Annotated in this window: 16 protein-coding genes; 10 read left to right on the forward strand and 6 right to left on the reverse strand. The window is 71.8% G+C overall.

Annotated features, from left to right (window positions below; translation table 11 throughout):
• Positions 1-98: 98 nt before the first annotated feature.
• Both ASG63_RS09540 and ASG63_RS09545 read left to right on the forward strand, forming a co-directional pair.
• Complete coding sequence (locus ASG63_RS09540; RefSeq protein WP_056214962.1) at positions 99-698, forward strand: nitroreductase family protein; 600 nt, start codon at positions 99-101, stop codon at positions 696-698.
• Between the two features lie 10 nt (positions 699-708).
• Entirely contained in the window at positions 709-2,325 is a 1,617-nt protein-coding gene (locus tag ASG63_RS09545; RefSeq protein ID WP_056214965.1) for an AMP-binding protein, read from the forward strand.
• Between the two features lie 3 nt (positions 2,326-2,328).
• On the opposite strand, the gene ASG63_RS09550 is transcribed toward ASG63_RS09545, so the two are convergent.
• Positions 2,329-2,661: a hypothetical protein gene (locus ASG63_RS09550; protein ID WP_156394131.1), complete on the reverse strand. Its 333-nt coding sequence runs from the start codon at positions 2,659-2,661 to the stop codon at positions 2,329-2,331.
• A gap of 327 nt (positions 2,662-2,988) precedes the next feature.
• On the opposite strand from ASG63_RS09550, the gene ahcY reads away from it, so the two are divergent.
• The 6 genes from ahcY to addA all read left to right on the forward strand — a co-directional run bounded on the left by ahcY (position 2,989) and on the right by addA (position 16,427).
• Positions 2,989-4,395, forward strand: coding sequence for an adenosylhomocysteinase (ahcY, locus tag ASG63_RS09555; RefSeq protein ID WP_156389726.1), 1,407 nt, complete (start codon positions 2,989-2,991; stop codon positions 4,393-4,395).
• A 313-nt stretch (positions 4,396-4,708) separates the two neighbouring features.
• Positions 4,709-7,207 carry a sensor histidine kinase gene (locus tag ASG63_RS09560; RefSeq protein WP_056215398.1) on the forward strand — a complete coding sequence of 833 codons (2,499 nt, stop codon included), beginning with the start codon at positions 4,709-4,711 and terminating at the stop codon, positions 7,205-7,207.
• Between the two features lie 192 nt (positions 7,208-7,399).
• The gene (gene tsaE / locus ASG63_RS09565; RefSeq protein ID WP_082514018.1) at positions 7,400-8,926 is read left to right on the forward strand and encodes a tRNA (adenosine(37)-N6)-threonylcarbamoyltransferase complex ATPase subunit type 1 TsaE; all 1,527 of its coding nucleotides are present in this window, start codon (positions 7,400-7,402) and stop codon (positions 8,924-8,926) included.
• Positions 8,927-9,002: 76 nt separating this feature from the next.
• Positions 9,003-9,740: a nucleotidyltransferase family protein gene (locus ASG63_RS09570; protein ID WP_056214976.1), complete on the forward strand. Its 738-nt coding sequence runs from the start codon at positions 9,003-9,005 to the stop codon at positions 9,738-9,740.
• A gap of 67 nt (positions 9,741-9,807) precedes the next feature.
• Positions 9,808-12,948: a double-strand break repair protein AddB gene (gene addB / locus ASG63_RS09575; protein WP_056214980.1), complete on the forward strand. Its 3,141-nt coding sequence runs from the start codon at positions 9,808-9,810 to the stop codon at positions 12,946-12,948.
• On the forward strand, positions 12,948-16,427 hold the full coding sequence (addA, locus tag ASG63_RS09580; protein WP_056214985.1) for a double-strand break repair helicase AddA: 3,480 nt from the start codon (positions 12,948-12,950) through the stop codon (positions 16,425-16,427). Before addB ends, addA begins: the two co-directional genes overlap by 1 nt.
• A gap of 104 nt (positions 16,428-16,531) precedes the next feature.
• Here the strand turns inward: addA and cobT are convergent, their stop codons facing one another.
• The 3 genes from cobT to ASG63_RS09595 all read right to left on the reverse strand — a co-directional run bounded on the left by cobT (position 16,532) and on the right by ASG63_RS09595 (position 20,336).
• Entirely contained in the window at positions 16,532-18,433 is a 1,902-nt protein-coding gene (gene cobT, locus ASG63_RS09585) for a cobaltochelatase subunit CobT (protein WP_056214989.1), read from the reverse strand.
• Between the two features lie 37 nt (positions 18,434-18,470).
• Positions 18,471-19,454, reverse strand: a complete 984-nt coding sequence (cobS, locus tag ASG63_RS09590; RefSeq protein WP_056214992.1) for a cobaltochelatase subunit CobS — start codon at positions 19,452-19,454, stop codon at positions 18,471-18,473.
• Positions 19,455-19,709: 255 nt separating this feature from the next.
• Positions 19,710-20,336 (reverse strand): J domain-containing protein, encoded by a 627-nt coding sequence (locus ASG63_RS09595; RefSeq protein WP_056214996.1) that lies wholly within the window; start codon positions 20,334-20,336, stop codon positions 19,710-19,712.
• 135 nt (positions 20,337-20,471) lie between these two features.
• Here ASG63_RS09595 and ASG63_RS09600 point away from each other — a divergent pair, with 135 nt between their 5' ends.
• A complete protein-coding gene (locus tag ASG63_RS09600; protein ID WP_056215000.1) occupies positions 20,472-20,756 on the forward strand; it encodes a BolA family protein in 285 nt (94 codons plus the stop codon).
• A gap of 40 nt (positions 20,757-20,796) precedes the next feature.
• On the forward strand, positions 20,797-21,216 hold the full coding sequence (gene arfB, locus ASG63_RS09605; RefSeq protein WP_056215003.1) for an alternative ribosome rescue aminoacyl-tRNA hydrolase ArfB: 420 nt from the start codon (positions 20,797-20,799) through the stop codon (positions 21,214-21,216).
• Positions 21,217-21,250: 34 nt separating this feature from the next.
• On the opposite strand, the gene ASG63_RS09610 is transcribed toward arfB, so the two are convergent.
• Positions 21,251-21,988, reverse strand: coding sequence for a YoaK family protein (locus tag ASG63_RS09610; RefSeq protein WP_056215006.1), 738 nt, complete (start codon positions 21,986-21,988; stop codon positions 21,251-21,253).
• A gap of 193 nt (positions 21,989-22,181) precedes the next feature.
• Positions 22,182-23,117 carry a class I SAM-dependent DNA methyltransferase gene (locus ASG63_RS09615; protein ID WP_056215400.1) on the reverse strand — a complete coding sequence of 312 codons (936 nt, stop codon included), beginning with the start codon at positions 23,115-23,117 and terminating at the stop codon, positions 22,182-22,184.
• Positions 23,118-23,119: the final 2 nt, after the last annotated feature.

The following is a 23,119-nucleotide window of genomic DNA, read 5'->3' on the forward strand; positions in this document are numbered from 1 at the left end:
GCCTCGTCCAGATCCGGGCGCGCGCCGCCGCGGACCGCGTTCGGGGCTGCCCGTCGCCACCCCTCGACCCGGATCTCTACGCCTTCTGGAGCCTGCCCGTGACCCTCTCGAACCCACGCCAGCCCGACCACGACATCGATCCGCTCTTCCTCGAGCGCTGGTCCCCGCGCGCCTTCACGGGCGAGGCCGTGCCGGAATCCGAGCTTCTGCGGATGATCGAGGCCGCCCGCTGGGCGCCGTCCTCCTACAACTCCCAGCCCTGGCGCTTCGTCTACGCCCTGCGCGGAACCCCGGCCTGGGAGACCTTCCTCGACCTGCTGGTGCCGGGAAACCGCAAGTGGGCGGAGGGGGCCGGCGCCCTCGTCATCCTGGTCTCGAGCAAGCTGATGAAGACCGGTGACGGCCTGACGCCCTCGGCGAGCCATTCCCTCGACACCGGGGCCGCCTCGGCGAACTTCCAGCTCCAGGCGATCCGCCAGGGCTGGCACGTGCACGGCATGGGCGGGTTCGACAAGGCGCGCTCCGTCAGCGTGCTCAACGTGCCGCCGGACCATCAGGTCGAGGCGGCCTACGCCGTCGGACGCGCGGCGAACCCGGCCGATCTCACCGAGGAGCAGCGGGCCAAGGAGGTGCCGAACGGCCGGCGGCCGATCAGCGACTTCGCCTTCGCCGGTGCCTTCAAGGCCCGCGAAGCCTGAGTCGTCCGCCGTGCTGAGATCCGCCCCCGATTATGCCGGGCTCGTCGCCGGGTTCGCCTGGGACATCCCGGAGCGGTTCAACATCGGCGTCGATGTCTGCGACCGCTGGGCTCTGCGCGCGCCCGATCGGGTCGCGATCCAGGAACTCGTCGGGGCGCGGGTCTCGGACGTCACCTTCGGCCACCTGAAGGATCGCTCCGATCGTCTGGCGGCCGGGTTGCGGGCCCGGGGCGTGGTGCCCGGCGACCGCGTCGGGGTCCTGCTCCCGCAATCGGCCGCCGTGGTGATCGCCCATGCGGCCGCCTACAAGCTCGGGGCGATCGCGCTGCCGCTCGCGGGCCTGTTCGGGCCGGACGCCCTGCGCTACCGCTTGGCCGATGCCGGGGCCCGCGTCCTGATCACCGACGCGGCGGGCCTCTCCAAGATCGAGGCCCTCCGCGCCGACCTGCCGGACCTCGACCTCGTCGTCTGCGTGGACGGCGCGCGGGGCGAGGCCCTCGGCTGCGATGCCCTGCTCGCCGAGGCGCCGGGCGGGTTCGTGCCGGTCGACACCCGGGCCGACGATCCCGCCCTGATGATCTACACCTCCGGTACGACCGGGCCGGCCAAGGGCGCGCTGCACGCCCACCGGGTGCTCCTGGGGCATCTGCCGGGCTTCTGCATGATGCACGATTTTCCGCCGCAGGCCGGCGACCGGATGTGGACGCCGTCCGACTGGGCCTGGGCCGGCGGCCTCCTCAACGCGACGCTGCCGAGCCTGCATTTCGGCGTGCCGGTGCTGGCCTGCCCGAATTTCCGGTTCGAGCCGGAGGCCGCGTTCCGGCTGATCGCCGAGCGGGCGATCAGCCTCGCGTTCCTGCCGCCGACGGCCCTGCGCATGCTGCGCGGCGTCGCCGATCCGCGCGGGCGCTTCGACCTGTCCCGCCTGCGCAACATCGCCTCCGCCGGCGAGGCCCTGGGTCCGGAAACCTTCGACTGGGCGCGGCGCGAACTGGGGCTCACCATCGGCGAGGCCTACGGCCAGACCGAGTGCAACCTCGTCCTGGCCGCCTGCCGGGCGGCCGGGGTGGCGCGGGCCGGCTCCACCGGACGCCCGGTCCCCGGGCACCGGGTCGCGATCCTGCGGCCGGACGGCAGCGAGGCCGCCGCCGACGAGCCCGGCGAGATCGCCGTCGCCCGGCCCGACCCCGTGATGTTCCTGCGCTACTGGAACCAGCCCGAGGCGACGGCGAAGAAGTTCTTCGGTGACTGGATGCTCACCGGAGACACCGCCCGGCGCGACGCCGACGGCTACGTCCACTTCGTCGGGCGCGAGGACGATCTCATCACCTCGGCCGCCTATCGCATCGGTCCCACCGAGATCGAGGATTGCCTCGGCGCGCACCCGGCCGTGGCCCTCGCCGCCGCGGTGGGCAAGCCGGACCCGCTCCGTACCGAGATCGTGAAGGCCTACGTCGTCCTGCGCCCGGGCTACGAGGCCTCGGATGCCCTGGCCGCCGAGATCCAGGCCTTCGTGCGCACCCGCCTCTCGGCCCACGAATACCCGCGCGCGATCGCGTTTCGCGATCATCTGCCCATGACCACCACGGGCAAGATCATCCGCCGGCAGCTGCGCGACGAGGGGTGAGGCTCACCGCACCGTCACGCGGTAGCGGACGCGGCTGACATTTCCCACGGGATCGACCAGTTCGAGCGCAAACGCGTCGCGGCCGGTATAGCCGGGCGCCGCGGTGTAGAACACGAAGGTCGCGGGCCGCTTGCGGGCATTGCAGTGCGCCCGCGCATTGAACATCGGGAAGCTCGGAAAATCCTGTCCCTGCGCGATCTGCACGCGGCCGTCATGCGGCGCTTCGATCAGGCTGATCGTCATCGGGCCGAGAGACTTGCACGTCGGATCGAGCGAGGAGAACGAGGCGGCCGTGAGCCGGCTGCTTCCGAACACGACCTTCTCGAACGTGGCCACGTGCATCGGGCTCGCCTGGGCGGTCACGCCCGAAGCGAGACCCATGGCGCTGGCCAGGACGACGTGCCGGATCATGGGGGCTGCCCCGCTCTTGGGAACACTGCGCCGGAGCATGCCCGAGTCGCAGGCCCGGCGCAGACACAACCGATCCCAAAAAGACCCGTTCTGCGGGATTTGTAGCGCGCGGGCGACCGATCGGCCCAGGCGGGACCGACTGGAATCATTCGCATAAAGACATCTTTATATCTTGATTGCCTCTGGCCCGGCGCCCTGCTATAGGCCTCGCCGAGACGCAACGAGAGACGGAGCGATTACGAAATGGCCCAGATTTCCCCGGCCCAGGATTACATCGTCAAGGACATCGGTCTGGCCGAGTACGGCCGCAAGGAGATCTCGATCGCCGAGACCGAGATGCCGGGCCTGATGGCCACGCGCGAGGAATTCGGTCCGTCGCAGCCCCTGAAGGGCGCGAAGATCGCCGGCTCGCTGCACATGACGATCCAGACGGCCGTGCTGATCGAGACCCTGAAGGCGCTGGGCGCCGACATCCGCTGGGTCTCCTGCAACATCTACTCGACCCAGGACCACGCCGCCGCCGCCATCGCGGCCGCCGGCATCCCGGTCTTCGCCATCAAGGGCGAGACCCTGGAGGAGTACTGGGACTACACCTCGAAGCTGTTCGACTGGCATGACGGCGGCCTGCCGAACATGATCCTCGACGACGGCGGCGACGCCACCATGTTCGTGCACCTGGGCCTGCGCGCCGAGAACGGCGACACCGCCTTCCTCGACAAGCCGGAATCCGAGGAGGAGGAGATCTTCTTCGCGCTCCTGAAGAAGAAGCTCAGCGAGAAGCCGAAGGGCTGGTTCGCGGGCCTCGCCGACTCGATCAAGGGCGTCTCCGAGGAGACCACCACCGGCGTGCACCGCCTCTACAACCTCGCCAAGGAGGGCAAGCTCCTCTTCCCGGCGATCAACGTGAACGACGCCGTCACCAAGTCGAAGTTCGACAACCTCTACGGCTGCCGCGAGTCGCTGGTCGACGGCATCCGTCGCGGCACCGACGTGATGATGGCCGGCAAGGTCGCCATGGTCGCGGGCTTCGGCGACGTGGGCAAGGGCTCGGCCTCGTCGCTGCGCCACGCCGGCTGCCGCGTCCTCGTCTCCGAGGTAGATCCGATCTGCGCGCTCCAGGCCGCGATGGAAGGTTACGAGGTCGTGACGATGGAGGACGCCGCGCCGCGCGCCGACATCTTCGTCACCGCGACGGGCAACAAGGACATCATCACCATCGAGCATATGCGGGCGATGAAGGACCGCGCCATCGTGTGCAACATCGGCCACTTCGACAACGAGATCCAGGTCGCCGGCCTGAAGAACATGCAGTGGTCGAACATCAAGCCGCAGGTGGACGAGATCACCTTCCCCGACGGCCACCGCATCATCCTCCTGTCGGAGGGACGCCTGGTGAACCTCGGCAACGCCACCGGCCACCCGTCCTTCGTGATGTCGGCCTCCTTCACCAACCAGACCCTGGCCCAGATCGAGCTCTGGACCAACCCGGGCAAGTACGAGAAGCAGGTCTACACCCTGCCGAAGGCCCTCGACGAGAAGGTGGCGCTCCTCCACCTCGAGAAGATCGGCGTGAAGCTCTCCAAGCTCCGTCCCGACCAGGCCGCCTATATCGGCGTCTCCGAGAACGGCCCGTTCAAGCCCGACCACTACCGCTACTGAAGACCGCTCCGGCGCCCCTCGCGGGGCGCCGCGACGACCTCCGATCGGCTCCTGCGAAGCCCGGCCCCGTGCCGGGCTTTCGCGCGTCCGGTCCCTGCTGGACGCGCCGTCGCAGTGTGGCTTTTCTGCGCTCCTGCGCGGCCATCGCCTCCGAAGCCTCTAAAGTTAAGCTTAAGCCTCTTCCGGGACGATTCCGCCTCGCGCTAGTGTGGGCTGATTCCTCAGATGGAGTGGCTCGCAGCCGGCCTCCGGCCGGTTGCGGGATGGGCGCCTCTCGGCGTCTCATCGAAGATTCGTGGAGGCGGGACGGATCATGAGGGTCGAACGAACGGCGCGCGCCCTGCTGTGCGCCGGCTCTCTCGCCGTCGCCGTGGCCGGTCCCCCGGCGCGGGCGGCCGGGACGGGGCTGGATGCCGGCGCTGCCGTCTCGGGGTTCGGGCAACACACGCACAACGCGGCCGGTCTCGCCATCCTGATCGGCCTGACGGTGTTCGCCACCATCGTGGCCCTGCTGCACATGCGCGAGCGCAGCCGTTGGACCCGGCGCGAGCGCGACCTCGTGACCGAGCTGTCGGCCCTGCGCGAGTCCCACGATCGCGCCGAAATGCTCCTGAACGCCGAGCGCCAGGTCCTCATCACTTGGTCGGGCCGCGGCGCGCCGACCATCGAGGGCGATCTCGGCCTCATCGATGGCCGGCGCGCGCCCGGCGACGCCGATCCCGGCCTGCCCGGCTTCGAGACCTGGCTGCATGCGGTCGACGCCGACGCCCTGAACACGGCCGTCGAGGCGCTGCGCGCCCGCGGTGCCGGCTTCCGCCTGAGCCTGCGCACCCAGTCGGGCCGCTTCATCGACGCGCACGGGCAGGCCCTGTCCGGCCGCGCGATCCTGCGCCTGCGCGAGACGACCGACGAGAAGCGCGAACTCATCGACCTGCGCCTCACCCTGTACGAGGCCAAGCGCGGCCTTTCGGCGCTCGGCAGTCTCCTGGACGCGATCCCGCATCCGGTCTGGCGCCGCAACCGCGACGGGGCGCTCGCCTGGGTCAACCTCGCCTACGTCGCGGCGGTGGAGGGGGGCACCCGGGAGCACGCCCTCGAGGCCGGCGTCGAACTCCTCGACCGGCAGGCCCGGGACCTCATCGCCCGCGACGAATCCGGCCGCCTGGCCACCGGGGGGCGCGTCCCGCATCGTCTCTCCGCCGTGGTGGCGGGCGGCCGGCGGACCCTCGACGTCTCCGAGAGCGCCATCGAGACCGGCCGCGTCGGCATCGCCGTCGACGTCTCGGAGCTCGAGAGCGTCCGCGCCGACCTGCAGCGGCAGATGGATGCCAACGTCCGCACCCTCGACCAGCTGCCCACCGCCGTGGCGATGTTCGACGCCCGCCAGCGCCTGATCTTCCACAACGCCGCCTACCGCCAGCTCTGGGACCTCGACCCGGCCTTCCTCGACGGCCGCCCCCTCGACGGCGAGATCCTCGACCGGCTGCGCGCCGCCCGGAAGCTGCCCGAGCAGGCCGACTTCAAGTCCTGGAAGGCCGACGTGCTCGCCGCCTACCGCGCCGTGGAGGCCAACGAGTCCTGGTGGTACCTGCCCGACGGGCGCTCGCTGCGCGTCGTCGCCGATCCCAACCCCCAGGGCGGCCTGACCTACCTGTTCGACGACGTCTCGGAGAACATGAAGCTCGAATCCCGCTACAACGCGCTGATGCGGGTCCAGGCCGAGACCCTCGACACCCTGAAGGAGCCCGTGGCGGTGTTCGGCGCCGACGGCCGGCTGACCTTCGCCAACCGCGCCTTCGCGACCCTGTGGCGCCTCGATCCCGAGACCCTGCGCGAGCGCCCCCGGGTCGATGCCGTCATCGCCGCCTGCCAGACCCTCTCGCCCGACGAGGACCCGTGGATCGACATCCGCGGCGCCATCACCGGCCTGGAAAGCCGCGCCGGCCTGACCTGCCGCCTGGAGATCGTCGACGGCACCGTGCTCGACTGCGCCGCCCAACCGCTGCCCGAGGGCGCGACGCTGCTCACCCTCATCGACGTCACCGCCAGCGTGAACGTGGAGCGCGCGCTCACCGACAAGAACGACGCCCTGGAGCGGACCTCGCAGCTGCGCGACACCTTCGTGAACCACGTCTCCTACGAGCTGCGCTCGCCGCTCACCAACATCATCGGCTTCACCCAGCTCCTCGGCGACGAGACGGTGGGCGCCCTGAACGAGCGCCAGCGCGAGTATTCCGGCCACATCATGCGCTCGTCGGGCGCGCTGCTCGTGATGATCAACGACATCCTCGACCTCGCCTCCATCGATGCGGGCTCCCTCGAGCTCACCCGCGAGGTGGTCGACGTGCGCGCCACCGTCGATGCCGCCGTGCGCGGGCTGGAGGACCGGCTCGCCGATTCCGCCATCGCCCTCGATCTCGACGTGCCCGACGACGTCGGCACCTTCGTGGCCGACGGCAAGCGCGTCCGCCAGATCCTGTTCAACCTCTTGTCGAACGCCGTCGGCTTCTCGGCGCCGGGCCAGCAGGTCCGCGTGGAGGTGCGCCGCAACGCTTCGGAACTGACCCTGGCGGTCGCCGACCAGGGGCAGGGCATGCCGCCCGACGTCGCCGCGCGGGTCTTCGACCGCTTCGAGAGCCACACCCTCGGCACCCGCCATCGCGGCGTCGGCCTCGGCCTGTCGATCGTGCGCTCCTTCGTGGAACTGCATGGCGGACGCGTCGGCCTGGACTCGGCCCCCGGCGCCGGCACCCGCGTCACCTGCACCTTCCCGATCACCGAGCCGACCGCGCGGCGGGATGCCGCCGAGTAGGGGCGTCGGACGGGGGCGTCCCCATGGAGCCTTCGGTCCGTCCGCGATTTGGTTAAGGATGCTCCGGTATGACAGCGGGGCTCCGCGCGATCCGGGTCCGGCCGGGGCGGCGCACGGCCATGGAGGAGTTGGGCGTTGAACGAGGATGGTGCCGACACGCCCCAGCGTGAGGTGAAATCGGCCTGGGAGATCATGCTGCCGGAGGAGAGCGCCACCGAGGATCTCGGCCGCTTCCTCGCGGGGCTCCTCGTGCCGGGGGACATCGTCGCCCTGTCCGGCGGCCTCGGCGGCGGCAAGACCACCCTCGCGCGCGCGCTGATCCGGGAACTCGTGGGCGACCCGGACCTCGACGTGCCGAGCCCGACCTTCACGCTGATCCAGCCCTACGAGGCCGCCGACGGGCGGGCCATCGTGCATGCCGACCTCTACCGCCTGCGCAGCCCCGACGAACTCGTGGAGCTCGGCTTCGACGAGATGGCCGAGACCGCCATCACCCTGGTGGAGTGGCCCGAGCGCCTGGGACACCGCGACGCGCCGATGCTGACCGTCGACCTGTCCCTGCGGGCCGAGTTCGGGGACGGGGCGCGCTTCGCCCGCATCGACGGCAGCGGCGGCATGGCCGCCCGGCTCAAGCGGGCGCGCGCGCTGCGCCTCCTCCTCGTCCGCAGCGGCTGGGACGAGGCCGCCCGCGTCAACATGCAGGGCGACGCCTCCTCGCGGGCCTACGAGCGGCTGGTGAAGCCGGACGGCAAGACCGCCGTGCTGATGATCTCGCCGCCCCGCGCCGACGGCCCCCCGGTCCGCAACGGCCGCCCCTACAGCGCCATCGTCAAGCTCGCCGAGAGCGTGCACGCCTTCGTCGGCATGGATCGCGGCCTGCGCGCCCTCGGGTTCTCGGCGCCCCGCATCTACGGCGAGGACCTCGCCGAGGGTCTGCTGATCCTGGAGGATCTCGGCACCGAACCGGTGGTCGACGCCAACGGGCCGCGCCCGGAGCGTTACGCCGAGGCGGTGCGCCTCCTGGCCAAGCTCCACGCCACCGAGCTGCCGGGCGTCCTCCCCGTGGCCGACGGCATCGACCACGTGCTGCCGCCCTACGACCTCGAAGCCCTGGTGTTCGAGACCGAACTGCTGCCCGACTGGTACTGCCCGGCGATCCGGGGGGGCGAGCTGCCCCACGCGGCCCGGTCCGAATTCGTGGCCCTGTGGGCGGAGGTGCTCGACAGCATCAAGCCCGACCGCCCGACCTGGACCCTGCGGGACTACCACTCGCCGAACCTGATCTGGCTGCCCGAGCGCGAGGGGCTGGAGCGCATCGGCGTCATCGACTTCCAGGATGCGGTTCTCGGCCATCCGGCCTACGACGTCGCCTCGCTCCTCCAGGACGCTCGGGTGGACGCGACCGCCGAGTTCGAGCTGCGCCTCCTCGGCCTCTACGTGCGCGAGCGCCGGGCCCGCGAGCCCGACTTCGACATGCAGGCCTTCGCCCGGGCCTACGCGGTGCTGGCCGCCCAGCGCGCCACCAAGATCCTCGGCATCTTCGCCCGCCTCGACCGGCGCGACGGCAAGCCGGCCTACCTCGCGCACCTGCCGCGCATCGAGGGCTACCTCGCGCGCAACCTCAACCACCCGGCCCTGACCCATCTGCGCCTCTGGCACGAGGCGCACCTGCCGCACCTCGTGCCGAAGGCCGGGGGCGAGCCGGCCGAGGGCGGCTGAAGACCCGCGATGCCCGCGGGGAGGCTGCCGGAGGGCGGCCGCGCCCGCCCGAGACCTCTCCGACGAGACGAACGCCATGTCCGACACAGCCCCCATCACCCGCGCCTTCGTCCTCGCGGCGGGCCTCGGCAAGCGCATGCGCCCGATCACCGCGACGGTGCCCAAGCCCCTGGTTGAGGTGGCCGGCCGGGCGCTCCTCGACCACGCCCTCGACCGGGCGGCGGAGGGCGGCATCACCGATGCGGTGGTCAACGTCCACTACCTCGCCGACCTGATCGAGGGGCACGTGGGCAAGCGCCGGACCGCCCCGGCGATCGTGCTCTCGGACGAGCGCGACGCCCTGCTGGAGACCGGTGGTGGCGTGAAGAAGGCCCTGCCGCTCCTCGGCGAGGACCCGTTCGTGGTCTTCAACGCCGACTCGTTCTGGCTGGAGGGCCCGGAGTCGAATCTCGGCCGCCTCATCGCCGCCTGGGACCCGGCGGCGATGGACATCCTCCTCCTCGTCGCCCCGACCGCGACGAGCCTCGGCTACGAGGGCAACGGCGACTTCGCGATGGATTCGTCCGGGGCCCTGGAGCGCCGCGGCGAGCGCGAGGTGGCGCCGTTCATCTATGCCGGCGTCGCCATCCTGAAGCCCGGCCTGTTCGCCGGGACCCCGGAAGGGGCCTTCTCCCTCAACCTCCTGTTCGACCGGGCCATCGCGGCCGGCCGCCTGCATGGCCTGCGCCTCGACGGGCAATGGCTCCACGTCGGCACGCCGGAGGCGATCACGGCGGCCGAGGCCCGGGTGAAGTCCACGGCGCCGACGCTCTGAACGCAGGTCGGCGATTCCGCGGGGCATCGCATTCCCGGGCCGGGGATTTGGTGGCATGGAGGGTGGGATGCCGACCTCAGACGTCCCGACCGCCCACGTCTTCTCGATCCCGCCCGGCGCGCCCTTCCTGCCGACCCTCGCCGACGCCCTGATTTCGGGGCGCCTCGTGGGCGCAATCGGCGACGACCCCTTCGCGCTCGCCTCCGTCACCCTCTACCTGCCGACCCAGAGGGCGGTGCGGGCGCTGGCCGCGATCCTCGCCGCGCGCCTCGGTCACGCCGCCCTGCTGCCCCGGATGGTCCCCCTCGGCGAGGCCGACGAGGCGGAGCTGGATCTCGCCGCCAACCCGCTCCTCGAGAACGGTCCCGACCGTCTCGCCCCAGCGATGCCGCCTCTGGAGCGCCGCCTCATCCTCGCCCGGCTCGTCCAGGGCTGGGCCGAGGCGGTGGACCGCACGCTGCTGCCCATCGACGACGACGTGCCCTTCCTGGTGCCGTCCTCCCCCGCCGACGCGATCGGGCTCGCCGCGGACCTCGAACGCCTCATGGACGCGCTCACCGTCGAGGGGCTGCCCTGGGACGAGATCGGCGGCGCCGTGGAGGCCGAGTACTCGCGCTATTTCGGCCTGACCCTGGATTTCGTGAGGATCGCTGCCGAGGCCTGGCCCGGGATCCTCGCCGAGCGCGGGATGAGCGACCCGGTCTCGCGCTCGCGCCGCCTCGTCCTGGCCGAAGCCGACCGGCTGATGCGGGATCGGCCCGCCGACCCGGTGATCGTGGCGGGCTCCACCGGCTCGGTGCCGGCCACCGCGAAGCTGATCGCCGCGGTGGCCGGGTTGCCCCGCGGCGCCGTGGTTCTGCCGGGCCTCGACTTCGAGCTCGACGGCGACGGCTGGGACGCCATCGAGACCGGCGAGGGCTTTTCGCGCGAGATCGCCCACGGCCATCCGCAGGCGGTCCTGCATCGCCTCCTCGGTCCAGCCGGTCTCGACCGCGACCGGGCGCAGGTGGCGACCCTCGGAGAGACCTCTGCCGAGGCGCAGGCCCGCTTCGGGCTGCTGTCGCAGGCCCTGCGCCCGGCCGAGACCACCGAGGCCTGGGCCGCCCTCGACCCTGCCGACCGCGCGCGGCTGGCGGAGGAGGGCCTGCGGGGCCTCGCCGTGGTCGAGGCCAGCGACGAGCGGGAAGAGGCGCTGATCATCGCCATCGCCCTGCGCGAGACCCTGGAAACGCCGGGCGCGACCGCGGCCCTGGTGACCCCGGACCGCGCCCTGGCCCTGCGCGTCGCGGCCGAACTCGCCCGTTGGGGCATCGTCGCGGAGGATTCCGGCGGCGAGGCCCTGTCGCGCAGCCGGGCCGGGCGCTTGGCGCGGCTCGCCGCCGAGGTCGCCGCCGATCTCCAGCCGGCCCGGCTGATCACGCTCCTGTCCCATCCCTATGTCCGCCTCGGCCTGCCGCGCAGGGACCTGGTCCGGGCCGCCGCCGCCCTGGAGATCGGCACCCTGCGCGGGCCCGCCCCGGCGCCGGGCTTCGCCGGGTTGCGGCAGGCCCTGGCCGACCAGCGCAGCGCCACCGGGCGACGGCCCCGCGCCAAGCGCCGCCTGACCGAGCGCGACTGGGACCTCGCCGCCGGACTCCTGGACCGGCTGCAGGAGGCCTTCGACGGCTTCCTCGACGCCGATCACCGCGACGTCGGCAACCTCGTCGCCTACGCCGCCTGCCACCGCGCCACCTTCGACCGGCTGATCGACGCGGCCGAGGGCGAGGCCGTCGACGACGCCTCGCTCGGCGTGCTCGACACCCTCTTCGACGACCTCGAGATGGCCGAGCCCGGCCTGCTGCCCGGCCGCTTCGGCGACTACCCCGCCTTCTTCACGGCGCTCGCCCGCGAGCGGCTGGTGGCCTGCAGCGACGGGCGCCCGCATCCGCGCCTGCGCATCCTCGGCCTGCTGGAGGCGCGGCTGATGAGCGTCGACCGGGTCGTGCTCGGCGGCCTCGACGAGGGCGTCTGGCCGATGAAGACGACCACCGACGCCTTCCTCAACCGGCCCATGCGCGAGCGCATCGGCCTCAACCCGCCCGAGCGCCGGATCGGCCAGAGCGCCCACGACTTCGTCCAGGCCCTCGGCCACCACGACGCCCTCATCACCCGGGCGGCCAAGCGCGAAGGCGCACCGACCGTGCCGTCGCGCTTCCTGCAGCGCCTGCGCGCCTTCACGGGCGACGCCGGCTGGAACCGGGCGTTGGCCGCCGGGCGCCGCTTCTCGGCCTACGCTGCCGCCCTCGACCAGGGTACCGGCCCGGCGCAGGCCCGTCTCAAGCAGCCCCGTCCGAAGCCGGATCCGGCCCTGTTCCCGCGGTCCCTGAGCGTCACCGAGGTCGAGACCCTGGTGCGCGACCCCTACGTGATCTTCGCCCGGCACGTCCTCGGCCTCGATCCGCTGGATCCGGTGGCGGCCGAGCCGGGGGCCGCCGACCGCGGCACGCTGATCCACGAGATTCTCGGAGATTTCGCCGAGCGCTACCCGGATTCCCTTCCGGACGGCACCTTGGCAGCAGAGGTCTTGGCCGGCATGGCGGCGAACGCCTTTGCGTCGATCAACGATACCTACCCTTCGCTGTACGCGGAATGGTGGCCCCGCTTCGTGAGGTTGTCGGAAGAATATCTCGCCTGGGAGGGTGAGCGCCGGGCGCAGCTGGGCCGGGTGCACCCGGAAATCTCCGGCAAATGGGTGATCCCGATGGGCACCGAGACCTTCATCCTGCGGGCGCGGGCCGACCGGATCGAGCGGCGCCGCGACGGCGGGGCCTGCATCGTCGACTTCAAGACCGGGCTGCCGCCGAGCAACAAGGAGGTCTTCGCCGGGTTCTCCCCCCAGCTCACCCTGGAGGCGGCGATGCTCATGGCCGGGGCCTTCGACGGCTTCCCCGCCACCACGCTGACGCCGGACCTCCTCTACGTCCACGCCTCGGGCGGCCGCAAACCCTTCGAGCCCCTGGCGGTGAAGCCGCCGCGGGGCGACGAGCGCGAGGTCGCCGCCATCGTGGCCGAGCACGTCGCCCGCTTCCGCGGCCTCGTCGCCCGCTTCCTCACGGGCGAGGCCGCCTACACCTCCCGACCCTACCCGAAATACGCCAAGTCCTACGGCGACTACGACCACCTCGCCCGGGTGCTGGAATGGTCGCTCGGCGGCGAGGGGGAGGCATAATGTCAATTCGAGAAACCTTCGTCGTCGACGACCTCACCAAGGCGGCGCAGCGCCAGGCCGCCGATCCGCGCGCCTCGGCCTGGGTCTCGGCCAATGCCGGCGCGGGCAAGACCAAGGTCCTCACCGACCGGGTGGTGCGCCTGCTCCTCGACGGGGCGCCGCCCGCCCGCATCCTCTGCCTCACCTTCACCAAGGCGGCGGCGGCCAACATGTCGATCCGGGTGTTCCGGGTCCTCGGCCGCTGGGTGACGCTGGACGACGCCGCCCTCTCGGCCGAACTCACGGAACTCACGGGGGAGCGCCCCGCCCGCAAGACCCTGCAGGTCGCCCGTCGGCTGTTCGCCCGCGCGGTGGAGACGCCGGGGGGGCTGAAGATCGAGACCCTGCACGCCCTCTGCGAGCGCCTGCTGCACATGTTCCCCTTCGAGGCGAACGTGCCGGCACGCTTCGTGGTGCTGGACGAGACCCAGGCCGGGGAGGCCTTCCGGATCGAGACCGGCAACGTGCTCGCCGATGCCATCGGCGGCGGGCATCGGCCTCTCGGCGAGGCCCTCGCCGTCGTCGGCCCCGAGGCGACGGGGGACGCCCTGCGCAAGGCGATCCGCAGCGCCATGCGGGCCCGCGACGTGCTCGACAGCCGCGTCGGCCTCGACGGCCCCTTCGCCGCGCTGGCCGACACCCTCGGCGTCCGGCCCGGCGACAGCGCGGCGGCGATCGAGGCACGGATGCTGGACGGGGGCTTGGGCGATCTCACCGCGTTCGCCGGCCGCCTGCGCACCGGCAAGGCCACCGACGACGGCATCGCCGACAGGCTGCTCGCGGTGGCGGCGGCCGCGCCCGCCGAGGCCCTGGAGACTTACCTCGGGGTCTTCTTCACCAAGGAGGGCGCCCCGAAGGCCGACAGGAGCCTCGGCACCAAGTCTGTGCCGGAGGATGCCAAGCAGGCCCTGTGCGACGAACGCGACCGCCTGGAGCCGCTGCGGGACGCCCTGCGCGGCGTGCGCACCCTGGAACGCACCCGCGCGCTCTTCACCCTCGCGGGCGAGATCCACCGCCGGGTCGAAGCCCAGAAGGCCCGCCTCGGCGCCCTCGACTTCGACGACCTGATCCACAAGACCCTGGACCTCCTCGGCCGGGTGGATTCCACCTGGGTGCTGTACAAGCTCGACCGCGGCGTCGACCACGTGCTCATCGACGAGGCGCAGGACACCAACCCGCACCAGTGGGAGATCCTGCGCCGCATCACCGCCGAGTTCGCCTCCGGCGAGGGCGCCCGCGAGGTCGCCCGGACCCGCTTCGCCGTCGGCGACCCCAAGCAGTCGATCTACAGCTTCCAGGGGGCCGAGCCCCGCGAGTTCGAGACCACCCGGCGCGCTTGGCAGCGGGCGGCGGCCGGCGCCGACCTCGCTTTCGAGGACGTCCACCTGAACCTGTCGTTCCGCTCGGCCGGCGGGGTCCTGCGGGCCGTGGACGCCACCTTCGCGATCCCCGAGCACTACGAGGGCCTGTCCTTCGAGGACGCGGCCGTCGGCACCACCCACAGCACCGCCCGGGTCACGGCGCCCGGCACCGTCGAACTCTGGCCCATCGAGGAGCCGGCGGACGAGCCCGAGCCCGATGCCTGGGCCGCCCCCGTCGACGCGCCGGAGACCAACGCACCGGCCATCGTCACCGCACGCCGGGTCGCCCGGGCGGCCCTGACCTGGATCACCGCCGGCGACGAGACCGGCCGGGTCTGGCGCCCCGGCGACATCCTGATCCTGGTGCGCAAGCGCTCGGCGGCCTTCGAGGAGGTCATCCGCGCCATGAAGGCCCTCGGGGTGCCCGTCGCCGGCCAGGACCGCCTCGACATCGCCGCCCACATCGCCGTCAACGACCTCGTGGCGGTGGGCCGCGCCGGCCTCCTGCCGGCCGACGACCTGACCCTCGCCGGCGCGTTGAAGACGCCCCTGGTCGGACTCGACGACGACGACCTCGTGCGCATCGCCGGACGGCGCGACCTCGACGAAACCCTCGAGGATTCCCTCGCGCGCCATGCGGCGGCCGGCGACCCTGCGGCGATCCGCGGCCACGCGGCCCTCACGTCCTGGATCACCCTCGCGGCCTGCGAGGGCCCGTTCGGATTCTACGCCGCGCTGCTCGGGGCCCGCGGCGGCCGCCGCGCCCTGGTCTCCCGCCTCGGCGGCGAGGCCGGCGACGCCATCGACGTCTTCCTGATGACGGCGGCCCAGGCCGAGCAGGCGCCCGACGCGCCCTCGCTCGGCGGGTTCCTCGCCCGCTACGACACCGTTCCGGGGCGCGGAGAGGGCGGCCACACGGTCAAGCGCGATCTCGATTCCGGCCGCGACGAGGTCCGGGTGATGACGGTACACGGGGCGAAGGGGCTGGAGGCCCCGGTGGTCGTCGTCATCGACGGCTGCGAGGCCCTGGGGCGCAACGACCCGCCGCTCCTGCCGCTCGTGCCGGGGGCACAGCGGTTCGGCCACGGCGCCGCGCTGCTGCCGCCGGTCTGGGCCGGGGCCAAGGCCGGCGACTGCGAGGCCGTGACCCAGGCCCGCGCCACCCTGCAATCCCGGGCCCGCGAAGAACACAACCGCCTCCTTTATGTGGCGATGACCCGTGCCGCCGACCGCCTCGTCATCGCGCCCTATCGCGGGCACGAGGCCCCGAGCGAGGCCGCCTGGTGCGAGATGGTCCGCACCGGCCTGGAACGGTCCTTCGGTCTCGGGGAGGTCCTGGAGACCCCCCACGGCCCCGCCACCCTGTGGCGCGACGGCGGCGCGGCGGAGCCGGCGGCCCCGTCCCCCTCCGCGGCGGAGAGGCCGCCGGACCTGCCGGCCTGGCTGGAGGCCCCCGTCCTGGCCGAGGTCGAGGCCGCCCCTCCGGTGACGCCGTCCGGCGCCCTCGGGGCCGCCGACACCCGCCGCCAGCCGGGCCAGCGGCAGGCCGACAGCGAGGCGCGCCGGCGCGGGACCCTGATCCATTCCCTGGTGGAGCACCTGCCGCGGATCGACCCGGCCCAGCGGGAGGCCGCCGCGACCGCCTTCGTGCGCGCCCGTGCACCCGGATTCGACCGTGCCAAGCAGGACGGCATCGTGGCCGCGACCCTGCACCTGTTCGCGGAGCCCGACCTGGCGCCGCTCTTCGCGCCGGAGGCAAGGGCCGAGGTGACGCTGTCGGGGCGGGTCGTGGTCGGTGGCGTCTCGCGCCCGGTCTTCGGTCGTGTCGACCGCCTGGCCATCGCCCCGGACACGGTCTGGGTGGCGGACTTCAAGACGGGCCGGCCCCCGCGGGACGGGGCGCCTCTGCCGCGCGCGGAAGCCGGGCAGATCGCTCTCTATGCCGCGCTCCTGGCGGAGATCTACCCGCGCCACCGCGTGGTGCCGATGCTGGTCTGGACCTCAGGGCCCGTCATCCGCCGGCTCGATGCCGACGCCGTCGCGGCCGCCCTCGACGCGCTGGCGCAGAGGGCAGCGTGAGCCCGAGAGTCTGTCCGGTTCATCCTGAACCGGACAGACTCCCTAATCCTTTCTCAGCGTGAGTCTTTTCCGGGTAACCGGTTCCCCCTTATCCCTGACACACGCTACCGCCGCCCGCCGGCGGCCCGCTTCTGCGGCGCCGACGTGCCCGAATCCTCCTCGAAGAGTTCGGCGAGCTTTTCCGTCATGGCGCCGCCCAGTTCCTCGGCGTCGATGATCGTTACGGCGCGGCGGTAGTAGCGCGTCACGTCGTGGCCGATGCCGATGGCCAGCAGTTCCACCGGCGAACGGGTCTCGATGTCCTCGATCATCCAGCGCAGGTGGCGCTCGAGGTAGTTGCCGGGATTGACCGACAGGGTCGAGTCGTCGACCGGCGCGCCATCCGAGATCACCATCAGGATCTTGCGCTGCTCGGGCCGGGCCAGCAGGCGCTTGTGCGCCCAGTCCAGCGCCTCGCCGTCGATGTTCTCCTTGAGCAGGCCCTCGCGCATCATCAGCCCGAGGTTCTTGCGCGCCCGGCGCCAGGGCGCGTCGGCGCTCTTGTAGACGATGTGGCGCAGGTCGTTGAGGCGCCCCGGCGTGTTCGGCTTGCCGCCGGCGAGCCACGCCTCGCGCGACTGTCCGCCCTTCCAGGCGCGCGTGGTGAAGCCCAGGATCTCGACCTTGACACCGCAGCGCTCGAGGGTCCGCGCCAGGATGTCGGCGCAGGTCGCCGCCACCGTGATCGGGCGCCCGCGCATCGAGCCGGAATTGTCCAGCAGGAGCGTCACCACGGTATCGCGGAAATTCGTGTCCTTCTCGCGCTTGAACGAGAGCGGCTGGAACGGGTCGGTGACCACGCGCACGAGGCGGGCGGGATCGAGCTGGCCCTCTTCGAGGTCGAAGTCCCAGGCCCGGTTCTGCTGGGCCAGGAGCCGGCGCTGCAGCCGGTTGGCGAGGCGCCCGACCACGCCCTGGAGATGGGCGAGCTGCTTGTCGAGATAGGTCCGCAAGCGCGCCAGCTCCTCGGCGTCGCAAAGGTCCTCGGCGTGGATGATCTCGTCGAAGCGCGGGTTGAAGACCTTGTATTCCGGCCCGCGCGGCTCGTTCGCCCGCTGCGACGGCGGCCGCCAGGCCTCCGTCGCTTCCTCGGATTCGGCGTTCTCGGCCTCGTCGGGCAATTCGCCCGAGGGCGCATCGGCGGCCTCGGTGGCGCCTTCCTGCAACTCGTCGGAGGCCTCCTGCGAGGTCTCCATCTCGGAGCGGTCGCCCTGGGACTGCTCCTCGGCTTCGCCCTCGCTCGGGGTCTGCTCGTCGTCCTGGGCCTCGTTGTCGTCCTCGTTCTCGTCGTCCTCGGGATCGAACGGCGTCTCGTCCGCCATGTCGAGGGAACTGAGGAGGTCGCGCACCGAGCGGGCGAAGGCGCGCTGGTTCTCGATCGAGCCGATCAGCCCGTCGAGGTTGGGGCCGGCCTTCTCCTCGATGTGGGTGCGCCAGAGGTCGACGATCTTGCGGGCCGCCTCCGGGGGCGCCGCGCCGGTCAGGCGCTCGCGCACCATCAGGGCGACGGCATCCTCCATCGGCGCGTCGGCCCGGTCGGTGATGTCCTCGTACTTGCCGCCGCGATGGTAGCGGTCCTCCAGCATCGCCGAGAGGTTCGCGGCGACGCCGGACATGCGGCGTGAGCCGATCGCCTCGACGCGGGCCTGCTCGACCGCGTCGAAGACCGCCCGGGCGCCGGCATTCTCCGGCGCCAGCCGGCGATGCACCGCCACGTCGTGGCAGCCGAGCCGCAGGGCCATCGAGTCGGCGTTCCCGCGCAGGATCGCGACGTCTTCCGGCGTCAGCTTGCGCGGCGGTTCGGGGAGGCGCGCCTTATCCCCCGTCAGCGCCGGGCGGTCGCTGGCATAGACCACCTCGATCTCGGAGCGCTTGGCGATGGCGCGCAGGCAGCCCGCCACCGAGCGCTTGAGCGGTTCGGCGACGGGCTCGCGCCGGTCGCCGGGCTTGCGGTTGGAGATCGACATGCGGGTCGACGGTTTCCTCGAAACGGACGGGAGGGGGTCAGCTCAGGGCGACGTTCGAGGCGCTCTCGGGCAGGTCCTTGCCGAAGGCGCGCTGGTAGAACTCCGCCACGAGGGTGCGCTCCAGCTCGTCGCACTTGTTGAGGAAGGTCACCCGGAAGGCGAAGCCGATATCCTGGAAGATGTCGGCGTTCTCGGCCCAGGTGATCACCGTGCGGGGGCTCATGACCGTGGAGAGGTCGCCGTTCATGAACGCGTTGCGGGTCAGGTCCGCCACGCGCACCATGCGGTTGACGATGTCCCGGCCGCCGTCGCGCTGATAGTGCGCCGCCTTCGACAGCACGATGTCGACCTCGCGGTCATGGGCGAGGTAGTTCAGGGTGGTGACGATCGACCAGCGGTCCATCTGGCCCTGGTTGATCTGCTGGGTGCCGTGATAGAGGCCGGACGTATCGCCGAGGCCCACCGTGTTGGCGGTGGCGAAGAGGCGGAAGGCCGGGTGCGGGCGGATCACGCGCTTCTGGTCGAGCAGCGTCAGGCGGCCCGAGAGTTCCAGCACGCGCTGGATCACGAACATCACGTCGGGGCGGCCGGCATCGTACTCGTCGAAGACCAGGGCGACGTTGTTCTGCAGCGCCCAGGGCAGGATGCCGTCCTGGAAGGCCGTGACCTGCTTTCCGTCCTGCAGCACGATCGCGTCCTTGCCCACGAGGTCGATGCGCGAGACGTGGCTGTCGAGGTTGATCCGGATGCAGGGCCAGTTGAGGCGTGCCGCGACCTGCTCGATATGAGTGGACTTGCCGGTGCCGTGATAGCCCGTGACCATCACGCGCCGGTTGCGGGCGAAGCCCGCCAGGATCGCCAGGGTGGTCTCCCGGTCGAAGATGTAGTCTGGATCGAGGTCCGGCACGTGCTCCTCGCTCTGCGAGAAGGCCGGGACCCGGAGATCGAGGTCGATGCCGAAGGCTTCTCGGACAGAGACTTCCCGGTCGGGGAGCGAGGCGGGCGAGACGTCAGAAAGCATAAGGACCTCGTCGGGGCGCGGGTGCCGCGGGGGTGTCACGGAACACGCGGGCTATGTCGGACTTCGGGGTCTCGCGGCTCGGGGACGATGAGCCGCGCGCGACCGCCATCTAAAGGTCGGCGCCGGGCGGCGCCAAGGGGTGTCGGAACTGCATATAGGGCCTCACGCGGCAATTGCCGCCCCATCCTGAGCAGGGGAGACCCAGAAAACGTGCATCGATCGTGCCGGAACCTCGGGCCGGCGTCGGTCGCCGCGTCAGCAGAGGCCGGCGGCGCGCAGGGCATCGTGCGCCCGGATGATGTCGCGCAGACGTTCCTCGAACGAGCGGTCGCCGCCATTTGCGTCGGGGTGGAAGCGTTTCACCAGGGTCTTGTACTGCGCCTTGATGGCCGCCGAATCCGCGTTCTCGTCGAGGCCGAGTACGTCAAGAGCCTTGAGGGTCGCCGCCGAGTGCCGGGGTCGGCGCGGCTCGGGTGCGGCCTTGCGCCGGGCGGTCTCGCCGACGCCCTCGGCCCGCAGGATGTCCAGGGGATCGACATAGGCCCAATCGCGCTTCGGCGCCGCCTTGCCGCGCTCCCCCGCGGTGGCCGGGTTCACGCCCATCGCCCAGGTCGGGCGATGCCCGATGATCGCGTCCTTCTGGAAGGCCTGCACGGCCGCATCGTTCATGCCGTCGAAGTAATTGTACGTGGCGTTGTAGGCGCGCACGTGATCCATGCAGAAACGCCAGTACTGCCCCTCCGCCTTGCGGCCCTTGGGCGCGCGGTAGAGGCCGGGGTTCTTGCACCCGGGCGTCTCGCAGGTCTGGGCTGCGGCCGTCTTCGGCTCGTCGCAGGACGGCTTGATGCGGATGCTGTCGAACAGGGGCGAGTTGAGATCCATGATGGGGCGATTATGAGGGGGTGGGTCGGAGACACAAGAGCGGCGGGCCTGATGCCGCATGCGGTGTTCGGGGGTTGACGCGTGAGACCGGACGCCGGCGCTTGACCGCAGTCCAAAAACGAGGAGACGCCCGCGATGACCGAGACCGTGACCCTGAAGGACTGGATCACCGACACGCTCCGGGTGCAACTGGCGCCGCAGGACTTGGCGGTGATCGACGAATCGCACCTGCATGCGGGCCATTCGGGAGCGCGGCCCGAAGGAGAGACGCACTTCCGATTGGACGTGGTCGCGGCCGCCTTCGAGGGCAAGAGCCGCGTCGAACGTCATCGCCTCGTCAACGCCGCCCTCGAGCCGGCCTTCCAGCGCGGACTCCACGCCCTGGCGGTGCGCGCCCGCACGCCCGCCGAAGCAGCCTGAACGCGGCGACCTGATTCCAGATCCTGCGAGAGATTCCGCCGTGGCCCTTCAATGCACGCCCCACATCGCCATCGACGAGGCGGAGCTGGAGGAAACCTTCGTGCGTGCGTCCGGCCCCGGCGGACAGAACGTCAACAAGCTCTCGACGGCGGTGCAGCTGCGCTTCGACGCCCGGCGGTCGGCCGCCCTGCCGGACGCGGTGGCCGTCCGCCTGATGCGGCTGGCGGGGCGGCGCCTCACCGTCGACGGGGTGATCGTGATCAGCGCCCAGCGCTTCCGGACCCAGGACCGCAACCGGGCCGATGCCCGCGAGCGGCTGGCCGAACTCGTGGCCGAGGCGGCGGTGCCGCCGACGCCCCGGCGCGCCACGCGCCCGACGCTGGCCTCGAAGAAGCGCCGCCTCGACGAGAAGTCGAAGCGGAGCGCCACCAAGCGCCTGCGCGGCAGCGGCTTGGATTAGGGGCCGCGCCTCGGATCTCCGCTCAGATCTCCACTCAGATCTTGGCCGCCGCCGTACCATCCGGCGGGTGCGTCTCGACCTCTCCGCTGACGTAGCGGCTGCCCGGCTTCATGATCGTCAGCACCAGGGCGATGAGAGCGAGCAGCGCCGAGACCGCGGCCGGAAACAGGAACGCATCCTCGCCGTAGCGCATCTGCAGGAAGCCGCCGATGACCGCACCGGTGCTCAGCGCCGCCCAGAGGGGGGCCTGGATCCAGAACGAGGGGGCCACCGTGCCGAGCATCAGGTTGGCGAGCCCGGTTCCGAACCGCACCACCGCGCCGGTGACGTAGGTGAGCGCGAGGCTGCGCCCGCCCTCGTCCTGCAGCGTCGCGTTCTGGAGGCCCAGAGCGATGACGATCGGGTAGGCGTGGAGCGGGAAGGCGAAGGTGCCGTGGGGGACGATGAGCCCGATGGTCAGGAGCACCGACTGCAGCAGGAGCAGCACCGAGAGGCGCCAGCGCCCGACCCAGGCGGCGATCAGGGTGCCGGCGAAGGCGCCGAAGCAGAACAGGACGATGACTGAGGCGACCCGCGATGTGCTCTCCCAGTCGAAGCGGCTGACCGAGACGCCGAATCGGGTCGTGTTGCCGCTCATGAACGACATGAAGAGCTGCGAGAATTCGAGAAAGCCGATGGAATCGGCGCAACCGGCCACGGCCGAGAGGGCCAGCGCGAAGGGGATGCGCGTCGCGGCACTCGCCGGAAACGACTTGTTCTGCGTCTCTGCCATAGGGTTGCTATCCTCCGTCCCGTGCGGCGGCTGAACTACGGTGGCGTAAGGCCGATACGCTCGGTGCACCGCCGGACCTCGACGTCAGGTCCCGGGCGGGGTGCTCCGATGCGTCCGGGGCAACAGTCACGCTCCCGTTTGGTTCAACCGCGTCGTGCGCTGGCGCTCAAGGGCGGCGACGGACACGTGAATGTTACCGCCGCCGGGCGACGATGACTTGGCCGGGGACGTCGGCGCCGTTTTCCCGTCGCACGACGGCCGGCTCGGCGCGTTCGAGGGCGAGCCCCGCCCCCGCCAGGGTCTCCCGCACCAGCGCGTCGCCATGGGCGTAGCGCGCATCCGCTCCCAGGATGAGTCCGTCGCCCGGATGGGACTGCACCGTGAAGGCGAAGCGCCCGCCCGGGCGCAGGACGCGGGCGCTGCCGGAGACCACGCCGGCGAAATCGCCCACGTAGATCATGACGTCGGCGGCCGTGACGCAATCGGCCGAGGCGGGGGGCTCGGCGCCGAGCGCCGCCACCAGCTCGCCCTCGACCAGCCGGTGATAGCCGCCACGCCGCCCGGCCTCGGCCAGCATCCCGGGCGAGAGGTCGATCCCGGTCAGGAACTGCGCCCGGCCGGCGAGGGCGGCCCCGACGAGCCCGGTACCGCAGCCGAGGTCGATCACCCACCCGAGGGGCGTGGCCGGACCTGCCGATGCCTCGAGCGCATCGGCGACGAGCGTATGCCCGCGATAGGACAGGCCCTCCACGAGGTGGCGGTCGAAGCGCGGCGCGTAGGCGTCGAACAGCGCCCGGACGTAGCCCGGCGAGATCGCGCTGGCGGCCTCGCCGGCGCCGATGCGCACCAGGGCGAGGCGGGCGCCCTGCGCGTCCTCGGGGTCGAGGTCGAGGGCGCTGGCGTAGGCGCGCAGGGCCGCGTGGTGATCGCTGGCCCGCCCGCTCTGGGCGTACCGGCCTTCGCGGGCCCGGCCGAGGAGGAACCAGGCCGGGGCGAAGCGGGGGGCGATCTCCAGGGCCTGCTCCGCCATCTCGGCGGCAGCGTCCGGATCGCCGTCGTCGAGGCAGCCCTGGGCGTAGGCGTAGCGCCGGTCGGCGCGAAGGTCGCCGGAGGTGATCGTGCGGGACATGT

Source organism: Methylobacterium sp. Leaf94, assembly GCF_001426045.1.
In the GTDB taxonomy this organism is placed as follows: Bacteria; Pseudomonadota; Alphaproteobacteria; order Rhizobiales; family Beijerinckiaceae; genus Methylobacterium.